Origin of the sequence: Bradyrhizobium sp. BRP20 (assembly GCF_020194215.1) — a bacterium.
Classification (GTDB): domain Bacteria; phylum Pseudomonadota; class Alphaproteobacteria; order Rhizobiales; family Xanthobacteraceae; genus Bradyrhizobium; species Bradyrhizobium yuanmingense.
On the sequence record NZ_JADYVY010000002.1, the window covers coordinates 321,652 to 339,805 of the forward strand.

The following is an 18,154-nucleotide window of genomic DNA, read 5'->3' on the forward strand; positions in this document are numbered from 1 at the left end:
GATCGGCAGCGACGGCCGTCACTGGGCCTTGCCGCGTGCAGGCGCAGCAACCGGCCGCAATTCCATTCTTGATATGCCTGCTGCGACGTTCACACCTGTCTGCGCCTGGACGGACACCGGCTGCAAGGCAATCGTACGATCCGAGCCGCCCACCAGGAGGTTGGCACCAACTCCGGCGCCGACAGTGCCGCCGGCGGTCGCGCCCGCATAAGTTCCGGCCAAGGCTGCCCGGCGAACTGTCGTTGGCGCAAACACGGTCCAAACGAGCTGACCGCCGGACGTGGCTCCTATGTCCAGACCAAGCGTGCTGACGGTGCCTTCGTAAGCCTCGCGCGCCCTGCCTCGTGCCGATGCATAGATGCAGCTCAGCTGCCGTTGTCCCGCAACAATCATGCCGACTCCGGGCGATATGTTGCACGTGAGTGTGCCGACTCTCGAGCGCCCAGCCTCCTGCGCCGTTGCCGGAACCATCGTGAGGACGAGTGCCAAGGCCGCGCAAGCCGTGGCCAAATTGGTCAGCCTCGCTTCATTCAGCGTTGTCCTGGTCATGGGGCCTCCATCGACGTAGTCTGATCGTCCTTCAATGCGCGCGGAGCCAGCGATGTTCCTGTTGGTCGCAAGCCGAAGCTCCAGAACCACGAGACAGGCCTCGCTTACGGGGTCGGGATGTGGAGCACGCGTGTCCGGCTCTGCGCTAGGTGTTGAGTGACAGGCGGACATCAAGCGCGCCTACTGCACGCAGCCGATTTTATCAGTGCCCGTCGCCCATCTGGATGAGCAGCTCCTCGATATCGACATCGACCTGGCCGGCCGCCCTGATGTGGCGGACCTCGAGACTGTCGGCCTGGAAGCGGTATTCGACCAGGCCGACTTCCTTGATCGCGATCCGGTCCTGGCGCTGATCGTTGATGACGAAGCCCGCTGACGGCGCCCAGACGTGGCGGGTGTGGCGGAAGGTGAAGTCGCGGCGCTGGTGCACGTGCCCGCTGGCGATGAGACGCAGGTCGACCTTGCCGAACATCTCGATCAGCCGCGCCCGCGCCGGCTGCGGCACGTAGCGGATCGACGTCTCCGGCGTCTCGGGATCGTCGGGCAGGTTGAGGAACAGCGGCTTGTGCAGGAACAGCGCGACCGGCCTGCCGTTCACGCGCGAGATTTCCTGAGACAGCCAGTCGAGCTGCTCGGCCTCGAAGGCGAGGCCCGAATTCATCACCAGCGAATTGAGGCCGATGAAGCGCCAGCCCGCGGCGTCAAACACCCAATGATCTTCGCCGATGATGTCGCAGAACTGCTGGCGGTGCGTCTCGCTGACCGGCGGCTTCGGCGCCGGCCCGATCGCGGTCGGATTGTCCCCGATATCGTGATTGCCGGGGAGATAGCGGCAGGTGACCGGCAGGGCGTCGTGCAGGCCTTTCGCGAATTCAAGGTCGTCGCGGCTGGTCGGCCCGTCGAACGAGACATCGCCGGTGTTGACGACGAGATCGGGCCTACCGGCGTCGATATGCTCGCTGATCGCCGCGAAGTTGGCGATCAGGCCGGGAAAGCGCCGGCCAAGATGGGTGTCGGAAATCTGCGTGAGACGAAATTCGGACATGCGATCATCCTACCCGTCGCCGCGCGTCGGAACGATGACGGCGCGGGTATGGATCGCAGCGAACAAAGTTTAAAGCACGCGGTAGCGGATGGTGTAGCCGTCCTGCGGGGCGACGGCTCCGGCGAGCGGGGAAGCGATGCGGTCGGCGAGGTGCCAGGGGCCGAACTGGCCGGAGCGATGCGGCTCGGCCGGCAGGCGGAGGCGGAACTCGAAGACGCCCTTGCCTGAGAGGTTCACGACCAGAACGCGATCGGCCGTGCGGTGGTTGAGCACCACTGCGCCGCGCAGCACGGCCCGGCCGTCCGAGAGGTCGCGCACGCCGTCCACCAGCGCCAATGTCTGGTTGCGGTCGGTGTGCAGCTCGATCTGGCTGTCGTTCACCGCCGTCAGCATCTCCCGGGGCATGCGGATCTCGAACTCGACGGCGGGCTTGGAGGGATTGAGGCCGAGATAGGCGAGCGCCGCATGGCGCATGTCGTAGGCGGCAAAGGCGAACAGCGCGAGCGCGGCCAAGGTCGCCAGGCCATGCCTGATGACGTCGCGCCAGGTCCGATAGCTCAGGCGGAAGTAGACCGTCATGGCCAGCGCGACCGCGAGCGCTGCCGCGATCCCCGACAGTGCCGACATCAGGAGGCCGAGCTGGCCCGCGGCGGCTTCGCTGAACAAGCTGGACAAGGAATTCATGGCTGTCTCGCCTCGGGGCCCAAGGGGCCGAAATCGCTTCAACAATCTGGGGTTGGTCGGGGAAGCGGGAATGCCGGTTCAAGTCGTTCATTGTCAGCGCCAAAAGTCGCGGCTAATGACGTCGGCGGCATTTCGCCTCCCGGGAAAGTTCCGATGTCCGTTCAAATGGTCCTGCTGCCGGTCTTCGTGCAGGTCGCTCTCACCTTCGCGCTGCTGATCGGCATGGTCCTGGCGCGCCGCAAGACCTTGGTCTCCGGCGAGACCAAGATCCGTGACATTGCGCTCGGCGAGCCGAACTGGCCGAAGGGCGCCACACAAATCGCCAATTGCTACCGCAACCAGTTCGAGCTGCCGGTGCTGTTCTATGTCCTGATTGCGCTGGCATTGCCCTTGCGCCGCGCCGATCTCTTCATCGTGCTGATGTCCTGGGTGTTCGTGGTGACGCGCTTTGCCCATGCCGGCGTGTTCGTTTCCTCCAACGATCTCGGCCGCCGCTCCACGGTCTGGCTCGCCGGCGTGCTGGTGCTGCTCGCGATGTGGATTTACTTCGCGCTGAAGCTTTTGCTGCTGATCTAGGCGCTGCGCACCACTTGAAAGAACGCGAATGACCCCTGCTGCCCGGCTGTCCGCAGCCATCGAACTGATCGACACCATCGAGAGGGACCGCGTGCCCGCGGCGAAGGCGCTGAAGGAGTGGGGCACCGCGCACCGCTTCGCCGGTTCCGGCGACCGCGCCGCCATCGCCGGCCTCGTCTGGGATGTGCTGCGCCGCTACGCCTCGAGCGCCTGGCTGATGGATTCCGATACCGCACGGGCCCGGCTGATCGGCATGCTCCGCCTCGAGCGCAACATGGACACGGCGACCATGGGCGCCTTGTTCGACGGCAGCCGCTTTGCGCCGGCGCCGCTGACCGAGGCCGAGCAGGCTGCGCTCGCCTCGCGCTCCCTCCAGGACGCACCTGCCGCCGTCGCCGGCGACTACCCGGAATGGCTCGACCCGCACCTTGCAAAAGTGTTCGGCGAGGACCGCGCCGCGGAGGCGGCCGCCATGGCGAGCCGGGCGCCGCTGGACCTGCGCGTCAACACGCTAAAATCCAACCGCGACAAGGCGCTGAAGGCGCTTTCTCATCTTCATGCAAAACCGACGCCCTGGTCCGCAACCGGCCTGCGCATCGAGCTTTCGGCCGATGCGCGCAACCCCGGCATCCAGGCGGAAGAGGATTTCATCAAGGGCGCAATTGAAGTGCAGGATGAGGGATCGCAGCTTGCGGCCCAGTTCACCGCGGCAAAACCCGGCGAGCAGGTGATCGATCTCTGCGCCGGCGCCGGCGGCAAGACGCTGGCGCTGGCCGCCCTGATGCAGGGCAAGGGTCGGCTGATCGCAACCGACCGCGACAAGCGCCAGCTCGCGCCGATCCATGAGCGGCTGTCGCGCGCCGGCGTCCACAACGCCGAAATCCGCACGCCCAAGGGCGACGCCGATTCGCTTGCCGACATCCGCAGCACCGCCGACCTCGTCGTGATCGACGCGCCCTGCACCGGAACCGGCACCTGGCGCCGCAACCCCGATGCCAAATGGCGGATGCGCCCCGGTGCGCTGGAGATCCGCCTGCGTGACCAGGCCGAGGTGCTGGAGCGCGCGGTTCCGCTGGTCAAGCCGGGCGGCCGCATCGCCTACATCACCTGCTCGGTGCTGGCGGAGGAGAACGGCGAGCAGGTGAGGGCGTTCGTCGGCCGACATGGCGAGTTCTCGGTTGTCCCGCCCGAGCAGACCGCAAGCGTGCTCTGGGACAAGGCGGAAGCCTTTGGCGAGGCTGCGCTGCAGTCAGCCGAGGGCTGGCTGATGACGCCGCGCCGGACCGGGACGGATGGGTTTTTCGTGTCGGTGCTGAAAAAGACCGGCTGATCGACGTTGTCATTCCGGGGCGCGCGTAGCGCGAGCCCGGAATCCATCGTGCGGCGGTCTCCGCGGGTCCATGGGTTCCGGGTTCGCCCTGCGGGCGCCCCGGAATGACATCAAAAACAAAAGCCCCGCAGACCGATCCCGGTCGCGGGGCTTTCGAGTTCCAACGTTCTGCCGGTACGTCCGCGGTCAGAACGGTGCGAGGGCGTTAGCCGACGCGGAGATTGTCAGCCGACGACTTGCCGCTGCGGCGGTCGGCGACGATGTCGAACGAGACCTTCTGACCCTCGTTGAGGGAGGAGAGGCCAGCGCGCTCGACGGCGCTGATGTGAACGAACACGTCCTTCTGGCCGTCATCCGGCTGGATGAAACCATAACCCTTTTGGGTGTTGAACCACTTCACGGTGCCCATAGCCATGGGAATTTCCTTGTTTAGTTAGAGAGGTACGCACGCAGACCGGTACGCAGCATTGCGCCCATAGTCCCTGATGAGTCGATGTTTGGAGAATTCATCTGAAGCGTGCGCGCCCGTCAGCAACGAAGCGAAGCGGCCCAGTCGTTCGGCCAAGTATCGATGATCACAATATAGCGAGAATTTGGGGCCACTTCAAGGCACCACCCGTGGCCCGAAACGTCCCGCCACTTTGCTATTTCGCGGTGCAAATTAACCGTCGGCGCGCTTCAGTCGACGATGAAGAGCGTCGCCCCCGTCGTCGTCGAGGACCGGTGCGCGGCGTCGCCGAAGTCCGATACCTGGTAGCTCATCCCCGCCGTGAGCTTGAATTTGCGCCCGTCGCGCAACTCAGAGTCGGGCTCGCCCTTCAGCACATAGAGCACGTGGCCGCGATCGCACCAGTGATCGGCGAGATAGCCCGGCGAGTACTCCACCATCCGCACGCGGAGTTCGCCGATGTTGAGCGTGCGCCATGTGGCCTCGCCGCTCTCGCCGGGATGCGTGGTCGGCTCAACCTTGCTCCAGTCGGTGACGGTGAAGGGGGAGGTGGGGAGTTTCATGGGGGCGATCCTGTCTCGGAGCCGGCGCCGCTTTTGTTAGCGCACGCTGTTGCCTCCGTCATTGCGGGCGCGAGGCGTTGATCGTCGCCCCGATGTGGCCGCTTTTTCTTGGAGCGCTCGTTAGCGTTGCGACGACGTTTGCGTTGAACAAATTAGGTAAATATTACTTACCTAAGCCCTGGTGTCCATGCCCAAAGAAGCATGTGGGCGCTCCACCACCGCGGTTGCGGCCCGCGCGCCGCCAGCGTATTGGCTGGCCATGACAGCAGCACAGAACGACCGCTCCGCGTCGACGCCCTCGGTGGCCTCGGCGCACGACAAGATTCTCATCGTCGACTTCGGCAGCCAGGTGACGCAGCTGATCGCGCGTCGCGTGCGCGAGGACGGCGTCTATTGCGAGATCGTCCCGTTCAACAAGGCGGAAGCCGCCTTCGAGGAGATGAAGCCGAAAGCGGTGATCCTCTCCGGCGGCCCCGAGTCGGTGCATGAAGCCGGATCACCCCGCGCCCCGCAACTCATCTTCGATTCCGGCGTGCCGGTGATGGGCATCTGCTACGGCCAGATGACCATGGCGGCCCAGTTAGGGGGCGAGGTCGAGGGCGGCCATCACCGCGAATTCGGCCGCGCCGATGTCGAGGTGAAGGCCGAGAGCCAGCTGTTCGCAGACGTCTGGTCGTCAGGCAGCAAGAACCAGGTCTGGATGAGCCATGGCGACCGCATCACCAGGATGCCGCCGGGCTTCTCCGTCGCCGGCACCTCGCCGAATGCGCCCTTCGCAATCATCCAGGACGAGAAGCGCAAATATTACGGCCTGATGTTCCACCCCGAAGTGGTGCACACGCCCGACGGCGCAAAGCTCATCCGCAACTTCGTGCGCAAGATCGCCGGCCTCACCGGCGACTGGACCATGCGCGCCTTCCGCGAGGAGGAGATCGCAAAAATCCGTGCACAGGTCGGCAAGGGCAGGGTGATCTGCGGCCTCTCCGGAGGCGTCGATTCGGCCGTGGCGGCCGTCCTGATCCACGAGGCCATTGGCGATCAGCTGACGTGTGTGTTCGTCGATCACGGCTTGATGCGCCTCAACGAGGCCGAGCAGGTCGTCGACCTCTTCCGCCACCACTACAACATCCCGCTCGTCCACGTGGACGCTTCCAAGCAATTCCTCGGCGAGCTCGAGGGCGTCACCGACCCCGAAGCCAAGCGCAAGACCATCGGCCGCCTCTTCATCGAGGTGTTCGAGCAGGAAGCCAAGAAGATCGGCGGCGCCGATTTCCTGGCGCAAGGCACGCTCTATCCTGATGTGATCGAGAGCGTCTCCTTCACCGGCGGACCTTCCGTCACGATCAAGTCGCACCACAATGTCGGCGGCCTTCCTGAGCGCATGAACATGAAGCTCGTCGAGCCCCTGCGCGAGCTGTTCAAGGACGAGGTGCGCAAGCTCGGCCGTGAGCTCGGCCTGCCCGAAATCTTCGTCGGTCGCCACCCGTTCCCGGGCCCGGGCCTCGCCATCCGCTGCCCCGGCGACATCACCCGGGACAAGCTCGACATCCTGCGCAAGGCCGACGCCGTCTACATCGACCAGATCCGCAAGCACGGCCTCTACGACGAAATCTGGCAGGCGTTCGCCGTGCTGCTTCCCGTGAAGACCGTCGGCGTCATGGGCGACGGCCGCACTTACGATTACGTCGTTGGCCTGCGCGCCGTGACCTCGACCGACGGAATGACCGCGGACTTCTACCAGTTCGACATGAAGTTCTTAGGGGAGACCGCGACGCGGATCATCAACGAGGTGAAGGGCGTGAACCGCGTGGTGTATGATGTGACCAGCAAGCCGCCGGGGACGATCGAGTGGGAGTGATCTGGTTGGTTGGCACGGCCCGGAACCAGAAAGGTGAAACCCTGGAACGCCCGCAGAGATGCGGGCTTCTTCGTTTTCAAGCTGGTGCTTGCGAGCGCCGGCAAGACTCGCGTCGCTGGCACAGGGTCCATCTTTGCCAAGATCGATAGGTAGCGCACCGTCAGCTTGCGGCGGATCTGGCAACATTTTCTCGAAGTCGAAGGAGGAGTTGCGATGACCATCTCGACAAGCGAAGTGGAACAGTTCTTTGAACGATATGCCCAAGCCTTCAGAGATGGCTTGGACGGTACTCTTGATGAGGAGTTTTTTCGTTCGCTTTTTTCCACCCAATATATCGCTGCAGGACCAAAGGGTGTCATGGCAGGGGACAACGATCACGCTTTTGTCGAGCGGATTTCAAAAGGATACGAGCGCTACCGTCAGATCGGAAACAAGGTGGTCACCGTCTCCGAGATCGAGATGCATTCGATCGATGAAACACATTGCCTTGTCCACGTGGGCTGGAGCAGCGAATTCGAGAAAGATGGCAGGCGTATCGACGTGCCTTTTACCAATGCCTATCTGCTTGAGCGGAATGATGGGCTGCTGAAGGTTTTCGGCTGGATTACGGGTGATGAAGTTCAACTGCTCAAGGACAATGGCCTCTTGTGAGGCTTGCCCAACGGCAGCGCGCCAGAACTTGCATTGATCAAAGAAGCTCGGCGCCGGCTCTTCGAAGCCGGCAGAACGGCCTCTGCGCGTCGAACTCAACCGCAACTCGTCCGTTGCAGGCCGTGCGCGGGGTAGGACATTCCGGCATATTGAGATGGTAATGTGCCGAGGATAGCCTTCAAGGACAGCGCCCGCAGAGAATGCTTAAAACCCTCGACATCGGATGTTCGAGGCAGCTGGAACAAGCGTAGGTTGAAAGCGTTAGCTGCGGGCCGCACTTGATGTCGGGGGCGGAGCTATGTCCGACTTATTACCCAGCGCGTTGGATCTCGCGCGCTTCCAGTTTGCCTTCACGGTGGTCTGGCACTTCCTATTTCCGGCCTTCACCATCGGACTGGCGAGCTATCTTGCCGTGCTCGAAGGGCTGTGGCTGTGGACGGGCCGCGGCGCCTATCTCGATACCTACCGCTATTGGCTTAAGATTTTCGCCGTCGCTTTCGCCATGGGCGTGGTGTCGGGCTTGGTCATGTCATACCAGTTCGGCACGAACTGGTCGGTGTTTGCCGACAAGACATCCCCGGTGCTCGGGCCGCTCCTCGGCTACGAGGTGCTGACGGCATTCTTTCTCGAGGCCGGCTTCCTTGGAGTCATGCTCTTCGGCCTGGGACGCGTTGGCCCGCGCCTGCATTTCGTCGCGACCTGTTTCGTCGCGGGCGGCACCTTGCTCTCGGCCTTCTGGATTCTAGCCGCAAATTCCTGGATGCAGACGCCGGCAGGACACGCGATGGGAGCGGACGGCCAATTCATCCCCGAGAGCTGGCTCGCGATCATCTTCAATCCGTCGTTCCCCTATCGGTTCGCCCATACGGTCACCGCGGCTTACCTGACCACCGCGATGATCGTGGGAGCCGTGGGCGCCTGGCACCTGCTGCGGAACAGGATGAACGAACGCGCTCGCATCATGTTCTCAATGGCGATGTGGATGGCCGCGATCGTGGCCCCGCTACAGCTTCTGATCGGCGATCTGCATGGGGTGAATTCGTATCACCACCAGCCCACCAAGGTCGCCGCCATGGAGGGTCACTTCGAGACCGAGCGCCGCGCGCCTTCCATCCTGTTCGGAATGCCGGACGCCGAAGCCGGGGTGACGCGCGGCCAAATTGCCATTCCTGGCTTTGCGAGCCTCTATCTCACGCATAGCCTTGATGGAGAGGTCAAGGGGCTCAAGGCTTTCCCGAAAGACACCTGGCCGACCAACATTCCGCTCGTCTTCTGGGCGTTCCGCATCATGGTCGGCTTGGGGATTCTGATGATCGTGCTCGGCATGGCCTCGCTCGTTCTGCGTTGGCGCGACGCTCTGTACGACACGCCATGGCTGCACCGCTTTGCCGTGGCCATGGGGCCGTCGGGGCTGATCGCTGTGACGGCTGGATGGACAGTGACGGAAGCGGGACGCCAGCCATTCACGGTTTATGGACTGCTGAGGACCGCCGATAGCGTGGCGCCGATCGCAGCGCCGGCGGTGGCCGCGTCTCTGGCGGCATTCGTTGTCGTGTACTTTGTCGTGTTCGGCGCGGGGATTGCTTATCTGTTTCACCTCTTCCGCCAGACCCCTGAAGCCGGCGAGCACGGACCGCCACAAGGCCAGCCGGTCCGCACGGCCGGCATCACGCCGGCGCCAGCCTTGATAGCAGGGTCAGACACGCACAGACCAGAGCCGCGGCAAGCGGGGATCCGGCCATGAGCATCGACCTCACATTGATTTGGGCGCTCCTGATCGCCACGGCCGTGCTGCTCTACGTCGTGATGGACGGCTTCGACCTCGGCGTCGGCATCCTGTTTCCGGCCGAGGTGGCGAGGCCCGATCGCGATGTCATGGTCAACTCGGTGGCACCGGTCTGGGACGGCAACGAAACCTGGCTCGTCCTCGGTGGCGGCGGATTGTTCGCCGTGTTTCCACTGGCCTACGCGACGATTTTTCCTGCGCTTTATATGCCGCTCATTCTGATGCTGCTGGCGCTGGTGTTCCGCGGAGTAGCCTTCGAAATGCGGTTTCGAGCGCGGACGTCGGCTGGTGAAATATGGTGGGACCGCGCCTTCTCGTGGGGCAGCTTTGCGGCCGCATTGCTCCAGGGCGTTTGCCTTGGTGCCATCGTGCAGGGCATCCGCGTGGAGGGGCGTGCTTACGCCGGCGGGTGGTGGGACTGGCTGACGCCTTTCTCGGTTTTGACCGGTATTGCTCTTGTCGTCGGCTACGGCCTGCTCGGCGCATGCTGGCTGATCTGGAAGACCGACGGCGCGCTTCAGGCACGCTGCCGCAACTACGCACGCGTTCTCGGATTTGCGACACTCGGCTTCATCGCCCTCATATCACTGATGATGGTCATCCAAAGCCCTGCGTTCCGGGAGCGATGGCTGACGCTGCCGAACATGCTTTACGCAGCGCCTGTGCCAGTTCTCTTGGCCCTGCTGGCATGGCGCTTTCACCGCGCGCTCGCAAAGGGCGAGGATGGGGTGCCGTTCCTGTGCGCACTTGGTTTTTTCGTGCTGTCCTACGTCGGGCTCGGCATCAGCATGTGGCCGATGATCGTGCCGCCCTCGATTACGATCTGGCAGGCAGCCACGCATCCCAGCAGCCAGTTATTCCTGCTCGTCGGCGCGGCGGTGCTGGTACCGGTGATCCTTGTCTATACCGGCTACGTCTATTGGATCTTCCGCGGCAAGGTGCGGCACGGCGAGGGGTATCACTGATGCTGCGCGCATCGCGGACTTGGAGGCAGCTGCTATGGTTCGTGACGCTGTGGGCTGCAGGTGTCACCACGCTCTTCGTGGTCGCATTGCCGATCCGGTGGTTGCTCAAGGCGGGATGAGGAATCCGGAGCGGGCAGGATCGGCAGGCTGCCACTCCTCTTTCGGCATAGTGCGGCGCTGCGAGCCGTTCGCGTGCCATGCTTGGCCACGTCATCTCGACTTTGCGTAGCTACCCGGCACAAACGTCGGATGCCCGACCTCTGCTCCCGTGATACGACATCCGCATCGTCTCCAAGGAGCCCGCTTAATGTCCGTCGCGACTGCCGCCAGCCAGCAGCCTGCTGCCGCTGAAACCGACCCCGAAACCCTCGGCTATATGCGCGGCTTCCCGCCATCCCCCGACCGCCTCATTACCTTCCAGGACGGCTCCTTCCGCAGCTTCCCCGAGCTGCGCTGGGCCTGGAGCAACATCCGCCAGCTCGTGCCGACCGTGAACGTCTGGCGCGGGGCAGGGCCGGCGTCGGTGTTGCCGCGGGCGGAGCAGGACATCGGCCGGGTTGCCTCGGTCACGATGGACGGCCGACCCATGACGTTCGAAAAGATGCTGGAGGAGACCTACACTGACGGCATCGCCGTGCTGCACCGGGGCAGGCTGATCTATGAGCGCTATTTCGGCGCGTTGAAGCCGCACAAGCCGCATATCGCGATGTCGGTGACGAAGTCGTTCACCGGCGTGCTCGCGGGGATTCTGGTCGCTGAGGGCAAGGTCGATCCGCAGGCGCCCGTCGTCGACTATGTTCCGGAGCTGAAGCCAAGCGCGTTCGGCGATGCGCGTGTGCACGAGGTCATGGATATGACCACGGGGCTGCTCTACACCGAGGTCTACACCGACAAGAACTCGGACGTGTGGGGCCTCAGGCGCGCCAACGGCATGGCGCCGATCCCTCCGGGCTATGACGGCCCCACCACCATCTTCGATTTCCTCATCGCGCAGAAGAAGCAAGGCGAGCACGGCACGGCCTTTGCCTACAAGACCGTCAACACCGACGTGCTCGCGTGGATAATCAGGCGCGCCAGCGGCCTGACGCTGTCCGATCTCTTGTCGGAGCGGATCTGGCAGCCGATGGGCGCGGAGGAGGATGCGCATTATCACGTCGATCGCATCGGCACCGAGAGCGGCGGCGGCGGCCTCTCCACCACGTTGCGCGATCTCGCCCGCTTCGGCGAGACCATGCGCAACCACGGCCGCTTCAACGGCCGCCAGATCGTGCCGTCGCAGGTGGTCGAGGACATCGCGCGCGGCGGCGATCCCGAAAAATTCAAGCCGGCCGGCTACACCACACTGCCGGGCGCCTCCTACCGCAATCAATGGTGGATCACGCACAATGAGCACGGCGCCTACATGGCGCGCGGCGTCTACGGCCAGGGCATCTACATCGATCCCAAGGCCGAGATGGTGATCGCACGCTACGCCTCGCATCCGATGGCGGGTAACGCCGCCAACGATCCCGTGACGCTGCCGGCCTATATGGCGCTGGCGAAGGCGCTAGTGACGGGCGGGTAGGGTGGATTAGCCTGCGGTTGCGCGAAGCGCAGCCCGCCGGCGTAATCCACCATCTCTCGCCGCGCCGTGTTGGCAGATGGCGGATTACGCCTTCGGCTAATCCGCCCTACGAGCTGGCGAAGGCGCTGATGCCCGGCGGGTAGGGCGTCGCAGCTCGTGCCTCACTCATGCGCCTCCTGCCAATGCGGATAAGTGACATAGGCGGTGACGGCGCCTTGCTCGTGCGAGCGGATCGTGACCGTCTCGCCCTTCGGCATATGGACGATCTCGCCGGGCCCCGCGGTCACGGTGCTGCCGTCGCTCGTGACCGACAGCTTCCCTTCGAGCACGATCATGACATCGTCGACCTTCATCGTCTCCTTGAGATTTTGGTTCGGCGCGTAGCGGCCGAAGCCGATCGTGATAGGTCCGCCGTGGCGCTGGTCGACCATGTTGGCGACGAAAATATCGCCATCCTGTCCCGGTGAGCGCTCGAGCGAGGCGTCGGCGATGGCGAATTTGCGAACTTTCATGAGGTCATTCCGTCTTGTGGGGCTGGGGGAGGGCACCGATAGACGCCGTGGCCGTTGTTTGGTTCCGCCTCGCGGGCGGTTTGACGCAGCGGAACGTCGCGCAATATAAGTATTGACTTATATTAGTCGCGATCGATATTTGTTCGGCGGATGAACCACAGGGAGAACCGAAAATGCAGATCGACGTCGCCAGGGTCTTGGGGCTTGTGACGCGCTCGGTGAGGAGCTTGGAGAGAGACGGCAAGCCGGCTAGCGCGGTGACGCTAACGCGGCTCTACGACACCAGCGTCGACGATCTCTGGGACGCCGTGACCAGCAGGGAGCGGATCCCGCGCTGGTTTGCGCCGGTCGAGGGCGACCTCCGGCTCGGCGGACGCTACCAGGTCAAGGGCAATGCCGGCGGCACCATCACGTCCTGCACGCCGCCCACCCATTTCGCCGCGACCTGGGAATTCGGCGGCGCCACGAGCTGGATCGACGTCAGCCTGAAAGCCGAGCGGAGCCAGGCGCGCCTGACGCTTGAGCACACCGCGATCATCGAGGATCATTGGAATCAGTTCGGTCCGGGTGCGGTCGGTATCGGTTGGGACCTCGCGCTTGCGGGACTTGAGCGATATCTTGCGACCGGGGCATCGGTCGATCATGAAACGGCGGAGGCGTGGATGGTCTCGCCCGAGGGCAAGGACTTCATGACGACGAGCGGCGAATATTGGCGTGCGGCGCATGTCGCAAGCGGGGTCGATCCTGACGAGGCGAAGCAGCGCTCGGACCGCACCATCGCATTCTATCGCGGCGAGATGCCGCCCGACATCGTTCATCCCGGCACCGGAAGCTGATGCACGCCTTCGAGGTCCTCGCCGATCCCGTGCGCCGCCGCATCCTCGAGCTGCTCGGCCTCAAGGAGATGGCGTCCGGCGAGGTCGTCGAAGTCATCGGAGCCGAGTTCGGCATCACCCAGGCCGCCGTCTCGCAGCACCTCAAGGTGCTGCGCGAGAGCGGCTTTGCGAGCGTCCGGGCGGAGGCGCAAAGGCGCCTCTATTCGGTCGACGCCGCCGGGCTGCAAGCGGTCGATGCCTGGGTCGGCCAGTTCAGGATCTTCTGGGAGCCGAAGCTGGACGCGCTCGCCACCGAGATCGCGCGCGGCAAGCGCGAGCGTCGCAAGGCGCCGATCATCAAGCGGACAGGGAAGAGGGCGTAATCGGGCTCCGTAGCCCGGATGGAGCGCAGCGTAATCCGGGGTGTCCCACACAGGCAGTAGCGTAGGGTGGATTAGCAGGCCGCCGCGAAGCGCAGCGGGCGGCGTAATCCACCATCTCTCTCATTTTGTCGTACTCAGGTGGATTACGCTGCGCTAATCCACCCTACGAATTCCGCGACATCTTCTCGAACTTCTTCACCAGCCGCTCCCGCTTCAGCCGCGACAGCCGCTGAATCCAGAACATGCCGTCGAGCTGGTCGATCTCGTGCTGATGGCAGACAGCTCGCAGGGCTTCGGACTCCTCGGTGTGCATGTTGCCGTCGAGATCCCGATAGCTGATCCGCACCCGCGCGTGTCGCTGCACCTCGTCGTTGATCCCCGGCATCGAGACGCTGCCTTCGCGGTGCATGATCATCTCCGGCGAGACCCATGTGATCTCCGGATTGACGTAGGTCTGCGGGCCGTCCTTCGCGTCGAGCTCCAGCACCACGACGCGCAAGGGCACGCCGATATGCGGCGCGGTGATGCCGATGCCGGGCGCGGCGCGCATTGTGTCGAGCAGATCCTGCGCGAGCTCGCGCAAGGAATCGTCGAACGCGGTGACGGGGCGGGCCGGCAGCGCAAGCCGGCGGTCGGGATAGCGCACGATCGGGCGGATGGTCATGCAGGGCTCCTACCACTCACTCACGGATCATTGAAGCATCCTCGCTTGACCGCCTACCTACTGGAAGGTAGCTAAGCGCCATGAGCACCGCTTCCTCGACCGCAGACGACATTCTTGGCTGCGCCCGTACGCTGATCATCGCGGGCGGCTACAACGGCTTCAGTTACGCCGACATCGCCGATGTCGTCGGCATCCGCAAGCCGAGCATCCACCACCACTTTGCCAGCAAGGTCGATCTGGTCCGCACCCTGGTGTCGCGCTATCGCGAGGAGGCCCAGGCAGGGCTGTCGGCGCTCGAGCGCAATGTCGCCGACCCCGCCGAGCAGCTCAAAAGCTACATCGCCTATTGGGAGGCGTGCATCAAGGATGCGACGGCTCCCTTCTGCGTCTGCGCGCTCCTTGCCAGTGAGCTTCCGATTCTGCCCGAGGAAGTGGCGCTCGAAGTCCGCGCGCATTTCCGCTCCGTGTCGTCGTGGCTGGCTTTGGTGATGGAGCGCGGCAAGCGGCAAGGCCGGCTCCATCTCTCCGGCACCGCGCGGGCCGAGGCGGAGGGATTCATGGCAACCGTTCACGGCGCGATGCTGTCGGCGCGGGCCTATGGCGATCCAAAAATCTTCGGGACAATCACCCGGCCGCTGCTGGAGCGGCTTTCCACCAGGCACTGACGAGATCGGCACAGGCAGGGCAGGGCGGTGCTTCGGCGTCGTACGTAAACTACCAACTAGTAGGTAAGGAGCAGAAAATGAGAACCAGGGAGATGGCATTGGGCGCCGACCAGGCGGAATGGCTGAAACGGTACTACTTCATGCGTGCCGCGTTTTCCGTCGCTTGGGTCATTGCGGCCCTCGCGATCGCGCCGTCATCGGCAGTGATCGCAGCGACGTTGCTCGTTGCCTATCCGGCCTGGGACGCTGCCGCCAATTATCTCGACGCGCTCTGGAGCGGTGGCTTGAACCAGAACCGCACGCAGGGCCTGAACGTGCTGGTCAGCCTCGCCACCACCATTGCGGTCATCCTGGCCTTGCAGGTCAGCATGAACTGGGTGCTCGGAATCTTCGGAGCCTGGGCGATCCTGTCCGGATTGCTCCAGCTCGGCACGGCCGTGCGGCGCTGGAAGCGTCTCGGCGCGCAATGGGCCATGGTGCTCAGCGGTGGCCAGTCGGCCCTGGCGGGCGGCTTCTTCATCTTCCAGGCCGCGACGCCTGCGGTGCCGTCGATTGCGAATGTCGCGGGCTATGCCGCCGTCGGCGCGATCTACTTCCTGGTCTCGGCGGTCTGGCTCACGGTCGGCGACTGGCGCCGTAGTGCGGCCCTGTGAGCCGCAATGTCACTTACGGATAGGGCGTGCCGTCCTTGTGCAGGAAGCGGCCATCCGATGCCGGGCTCATCATGTCGATGTCGGAGCAGGTGATGAGGTCGGCTGGCGAGCGTGAGCCGATCTCGAGATAGACCGCCGTCACGCTCGACCTGTTGATCATGTGATGGCCGTTGCCGCTGGCCTTGGGGAAGGCGGCGCAATCGCCGGCGTGCAGCACGGTTTCGCCGCCATCCTCGATCAGCGTCACTTCGCCTTCGAGAATGTAGACGAACTCGTCCTCGTGCGAATGCCAGTGCCGCTGGCTCGACCAGGTGCCCGGCGGCAGGCGCATCAGGTTGACGCCGAAATCCGACAAGCCTCCGGCATCGCCGAGCCGCTTGCGAATGCGCTCGGCGCAAGGCGCATTGAAAGGCGCCGGATAGCCGGAGCCCTTGCGGGCCGGCACGGCGGCGACGTCGATCTTTGGCATGTGGGACTCCCTGCAATCCACCAACAGACCGGCGGCGCGAAGCATCATCACGATGAACATCGCGGACCAGATCAATATGTGTGGGATGCTGTCATTCTGCGGCTGTTTTGCCCGACGTGTCAAACCGATCTGTGATGATGTCGCGCGAGGACAGGGAGCCGCTGAGCTGTCGTTCCTGGTAGGTAAGTCATTGATCCCGCTAGCGCCGGCTACTGTGCATGGGGTTGTTTTTCGAGTTTTGCTGGCCGCTCACGAAAGCGTGCGGCAAAAATGACGTCGGCCTGTCGGCGGGCGCAGTTCCCGTTCGTCTTTCACGCGAGACAGACCTGACGGGAGACTGAAATGACTTCGTCCAACTATCGCTGGGTGATCGTCGCCGCCGGCGGCGTGCTTGGCTGCGTCGCGATCGGCGGCATGTTTTCGCTGCCGGTGTTCCTGCAGCCGATCACCAAGGACACCGGCTGGTCGGTGACCGGCATCTCCAGCGCGATGACGATCGGCTTTCTGGCCATGGCCTTCACCAGCATGGCTTGGGGCACGCTGTCCGACCGGTTCGGGCCGCTGCCGGTGGTGGTGACGGGATCGGTCGTGCTGACGCTCAGCCTGTTTGCGGCGAGCCACGCCACCTCGCTTCTCGTGTTCCAGATCGTGTTCGGCCTGCTGGTCGGCGCCGCCTGCGCGGCGATCTTCGCGCCCATGATGGCGACCGTCACGGGCTGGTTCGACACCAATCGCGGCCTCGCCGTGTCGCTGGTCTCGGCCGGCATGGGCATGGCGCCGATGACGATGTCGCCGCTGGCGGCCTGGCTCGTCTCCGGCCACGACTGGCGCACCTCGATGCAGATCATCGCGCTCGTGGTCGGCGCCATCATGATCCCGGTCTCGTTCCTGGTGCGCCGTCCTCCGGCGCTCGCGCAAGGTCCGGCCGCGCCCGCCGGCGAAACCGCCGGACAAAACGAGATGTCGATGGGCGAGGCGTTGCGCTCGCCGCAATTCCTGATCCTCCTCGCCACCAACTTCTTCTGCTGCGCGACGCATTCCGGCCCGATCATCCACACCGTCAGCTATGCCGTGAGTTGCGGCATCCCGCTGGTCGCAGCGGTGACGATCTACAGCATCGAGGGATTTGCCGGCCTCGGCGGGCGCATCGCCTTCGGCCTGATGGGCGACCGCTTCGGCGCCAAGCGCGTGCTGGTCTCGGGCCTGCTGCTGCAGGCCTTCGGCGCGCTCGCCTATGTCTTCGCGCAACAGCTGACGACGTTCTATGCGGTCGGCGCGATCTTCGGCTTCATCTATGCCGGCACTATGCCACTCTATGCCGTTCTGATCCGCGAGAACTTCCCGCTCAAGATGATGGGCACGGTGATCGGCGGCACGGCGATGGCAGGCAGCCTCGGCATGGCGACCGGCCCGCTCGCCGGCGGCCTGATCTACGATGCCTTCTCCAGCTATGCCTGGCTCTACATCGCCTCCTGGGCGATGGGCTTAGGGGCCTTCCTGATGGCCATGACGTTCCGCCCCTTCGCAAAGCCGCAAGGCGAGGTGGCGCCCGCGGCGGCGTGAATTCGAGATCGAGGCGTGGCGTCAGAGCTGCGCCTCGATCGCGGCCTTGTCGATCACCGACCAGACCTGCCGGATCTTGCCGTCGAGAAATTCGTAGAAGACGTTTTCGCAGAAGGACACGCGCCGCCCGTTGACCGCAAGACCAACGAATGTCCCGACCGGTGTGCAGTCAAACTTCAATCGGGCGGCGATGCGGGGAGGATCGGAGATCAGCATCTCGATATGGAACTGCAGATCGGGGATCTCCCGAACATCCCGTTCCAGCATCGCGCGATAGCCCGCAAGCCCAAGGGGCCGCGCGTTGTGGGTGGCCTCCTCATGCACGAATTGTCCGAGTGCCGGCCAATCCCGCCGATTCAGGCAAGCGATGTAGGCGCGGTAGATGTCGGCGAGGTCGTCTCTCATCATTAT

Annotated in this window: 21 protein-coding genes; 12 read left to right on the forward strand and 9 right to left on the reverse strand. The window is 64.2% G+C overall.

Annotation, left to right across the window (positions count from 1 at the left end; genetic code table 11):
* Positions 1–18 precede the first annotated feature (18 nt).
* The 3 genes from I6F33_RS06100 to I6F33_RS06110 all read right to left on the reverse strand — a co-directional run bounded on the left by I6F33_RS06100 (position 19) and on the right by I6F33_RS06110 (position 2,278).
* Positions 19–549, reverse strand: a complete 531-nt coding sequence (locus I6F33_RS06100) for a DUF992 domain-containing protein (protein WP_050995857.1) — start codon at positions 547–549, stop codon at positions 19–21.
* Between the two features lie 202 nt (positions 550–751).
* Positions 752–1,594, reverse strand: coding sequence for a metallophosphoesterase (locus I6F33_RS06105; protein WP_225141547.1), 843 nt, complete (start codon positions 1,592–1,594; stop codon positions 752–754).
* A 69-nt stretch (positions 1,595–1,663) separates the two neighbouring features.
* On the reverse strand, positions 1,664–2,278 hold the full coding sequence (locus I6F33_RS06110; protein WP_225141548.1) for an acriflavin resistance protein: 615 nt from the start codon (positions 2,276–2,278) through the stop codon (positions 1,664–1,666).
* 153 nt (positions 2,279–2,431) lie between these two features.
* On the opposite strand from I6F33_RS06110, the gene I6F33_RS06115 reads away from it, so the two are divergent.
* Together I6F33_RS06115 and I6F33_RS06120 are read left to right on the forward strand one after the other, a co-directional pair.
* Positions 2,432–2,854, forward strand: a complete 423-nt coding sequence (locus I6F33_RS06115; protein ID WP_036000992.1) for an MAPEG family protein — start codon at positions 2,432–2,434, stop codon at positions 2,852–2,854.
* 28 nt (positions 2,855–2,882) lie between these two features.
* Positions 2,883–4,184, forward strand: a complete 1,302-nt coding sequence (locus I6F33_RS06120) for an RsmB/NOP family class I SAM-dependent RNA methyltransferase (RefSeq protein ID WP_225141549.1) — start codon at positions 2,883–2,885, stop codon at positions 4,182–4,184.
* Positions 4,185–4,389: 205 nt separating this feature from the next.
* Here the strand turns inward: I6F33_RS06120 and I6F33_RS06125 are convergent, their stop codons facing one another.
* Both I6F33_RS06125 and I6F33_RS06130 read right to left on the reverse strand, forming a co-directional pair.
* A complete protein-coding gene (locus I6F33_RS06125) occupies positions 4,390–4,599 on the reverse strand; it encodes a cold-shock protein (protein ID WP_008141931.1) in 210 nt (69 codons plus the stop codon).
* 263 nt (positions 4,600–4,862) lie between these two features.
* On the reverse strand, positions 4,863–5,195 hold the full coding sequence (locus tag I6F33_RS06130; protein WP_225141550.1) for a DHCW motif cupin fold protein: 333 nt from the start codon (positions 5,193–5,195) through the stop codon (positions 4,863–4,865).
* 259 nt (positions 5,196–5,454) lie between these two features.
* On the opposite strand from I6F33_RS06130, the gene guaA reads away from it, so the two are divergent.
* The 5 genes from guaA to I6F33_RS06155 all read left to right on the forward strand — a co-directional run bounded on the left by guaA (position 5,455) and on the right by I6F33_RS06155 (position 12,019).
* Positions 5,455–7,053 (forward strand): glutamine-hydrolyzing GMP synthase, encoded by a 1,599-nt coding sequence (gene guaA / locus I6F33_RS06135; RefSeq protein WP_225141552.1) that lies wholly within the window; start codon positions 5,455–5,457, stop codon positions 7,051–7,053.
* A 213-nt stretch (positions 7,054–7,266) separates the two neighbouring features.
* Positions 7,267–7,704 carry a nuclear transport factor 2 family protein gene (locus I6F33_RS06140; protein WP_225141555.1) on the forward strand — a complete coding sequence of 146 codons (438 nt, stop codon included), beginning with the start codon at positions 7,267–7,269 and terminating at the stop codon, positions 7,702–7,704.
* A gap of 298 nt (positions 7,705–8,002) precedes the next feature.
* The gene (locus tag I6F33_RS06145) at positions 8,003–9,448 is read left to right on the forward strand and encodes a cytochrome ubiquinol oxidase subunit I (RefSeq protein ID WP_225141557.1); all 1,446 of its coding nucleotides are present in this window, start codon (positions 8,003–8,005) and stop codon (positions 9,446–9,448) included.
* Complete coding sequence (cydB, locus tag I6F33_RS06150; RefSeq protein ID WP_225141559.1) at positions 9,445–10,455, forward strand: cytochrome d ubiquinol oxidase subunit II; 1,011 nt, start codon at positions 9,445–9,447, stop codon at positions 10,453–10,455. The genes I6F33_RS06145 and cydB overlap by 4 nt, the downstream gene beginning before the upstream one ends.
* A gap of 307 nt (positions 10,456–10,762) precedes the next feature.
* A complete protein-coding gene (locus I6F33_RS06155; RefSeq protein ID WP_225141562.1) occupies positions 10,763–12,019 on the forward strand; it encodes a serine hydrolase in 1,257 nt (418 codons plus the stop codon).
* A gap of 161 nt (positions 12,020–12,180) precedes the next feature.
* Here the strand turns inward: I6F33_RS06155 and I6F33_RS06160 are convergent, their stop codons facing one another.
* Complete coding sequence (locus tag I6F33_RS06160) at positions 12,181–12,531, reverse strand: cupin domain-containing protein (protein ID WP_109144042.1); 351 nt, start codon at positions 12,529–12,531, stop codon at positions 12,181–12,183.
* Between the two features lie 173 nt (positions 12,532–12,704).
* Here I6F33_RS06160 and I6F33_RS06165 point away from each other — a divergent pair, with 173 nt between their 5' ends.
* A complete protein-coding gene (locus tag I6F33_RS06165) occupies positions 12,705–13,367 on the forward strand; it encodes an SRPBCC family protein (protein ID WP_036000961.1) in 663 nt (220 codons plus the stop codon).
* Complete coding sequence (locus I6F33_RS06170) at positions 13,367–13,729, forward strand: helix-turn-helix transcriptional regulator (protein ID WP_057028929.1); 363 nt, start codon at positions 13,367–13,369, stop codon at positions 13,727–13,729. The genes I6F33_RS06165 and I6F33_RS06170 overlap by 1 nt, the downstream gene beginning before the upstream one ends.
* Before the next feature lie 163 nt (positions 13,730–13,892).
* Here I6F33_RS06170 and I6F33_RS06175 read toward each other — a convergent pair whose 3' ends face one another.
* A complete protein-coding gene (locus I6F33_RS06175) occupies positions 13,893–14,393 on the reverse strand; it encodes a peptide deformylase (protein WP_036034193.1) in 501 nt (166 codons plus the stop codon).
* Between the two features lie 80 nt (positions 14,394–14,473).
* On the opposite strand from I6F33_RS06175, the gene I6F33_RS06180 reads away from it, so the two are divergent.
* On the forward strand, positions 14,474–15,058 hold the full coding sequence (locus I6F33_RS06180; protein ID WP_225141563.1) for a TetR/AcrR family transcriptional regulator: 585 nt from the start codon (positions 14,474–14,476) through the stop codon (positions 15,056–15,058).
* Between the two features lie 77 nt (positions 15,059–15,135).
* Positions 15,136–15,711 (forward strand): DUF308 domain-containing protein, encoded by a 576-nt coding sequence (locus tag I6F33_RS06185; RefSeq protein WP_225141566.1) that lies wholly within the window; start codon positions 15,136–15,138, stop codon positions 15,709–15,711.
* A 13-nt stretch (positions 15,712–15,724) separates the two neighbouring features.
* Here the strand turns inward: I6F33_RS06185 and I6F33_RS06190 are convergent, their stop codons facing one another.
* A complete protein-coding gene (locus tag I6F33_RS06190) occupies positions 15,725–16,180 on the reverse strand; it encodes a cupin domain-containing protein (RefSeq protein ID WP_109144039.1) in 456 nt (151 codons plus the stop codon).
* 342 nt (positions 16,181–16,522) lie between these two features.
* Here I6F33_RS06190 and I6F33_RS06195 point away from each other — a divergent pair, with 342 nt between their 5' ends.
* Entirely contained in the window at positions 16,523–17,743 is a 1,221-nt protein-coding gene (locus tag I6F33_RS06195; protein WP_225141568.1) for an MFS transporter, read from the forward strand.
* A gap of 21 nt (positions 17,744–17,764) precedes the next feature.
* Here I6F33_RS06195 and I6F33_RS06200 read toward each other — a convergent pair whose 3' ends face one another.
* Positions 17,765–18,151, reverse strand: a complete 387-nt coding sequence (locus tag I6F33_RS06200) for an ester cyclase (RefSeq protein WP_109144036.1) — start codon at positions 18,149–18,151, stop codon at positions 17,765–17,767.
* Between the last annotated feature and the right edge of the window lie 3 nt (positions 18,152–18,154).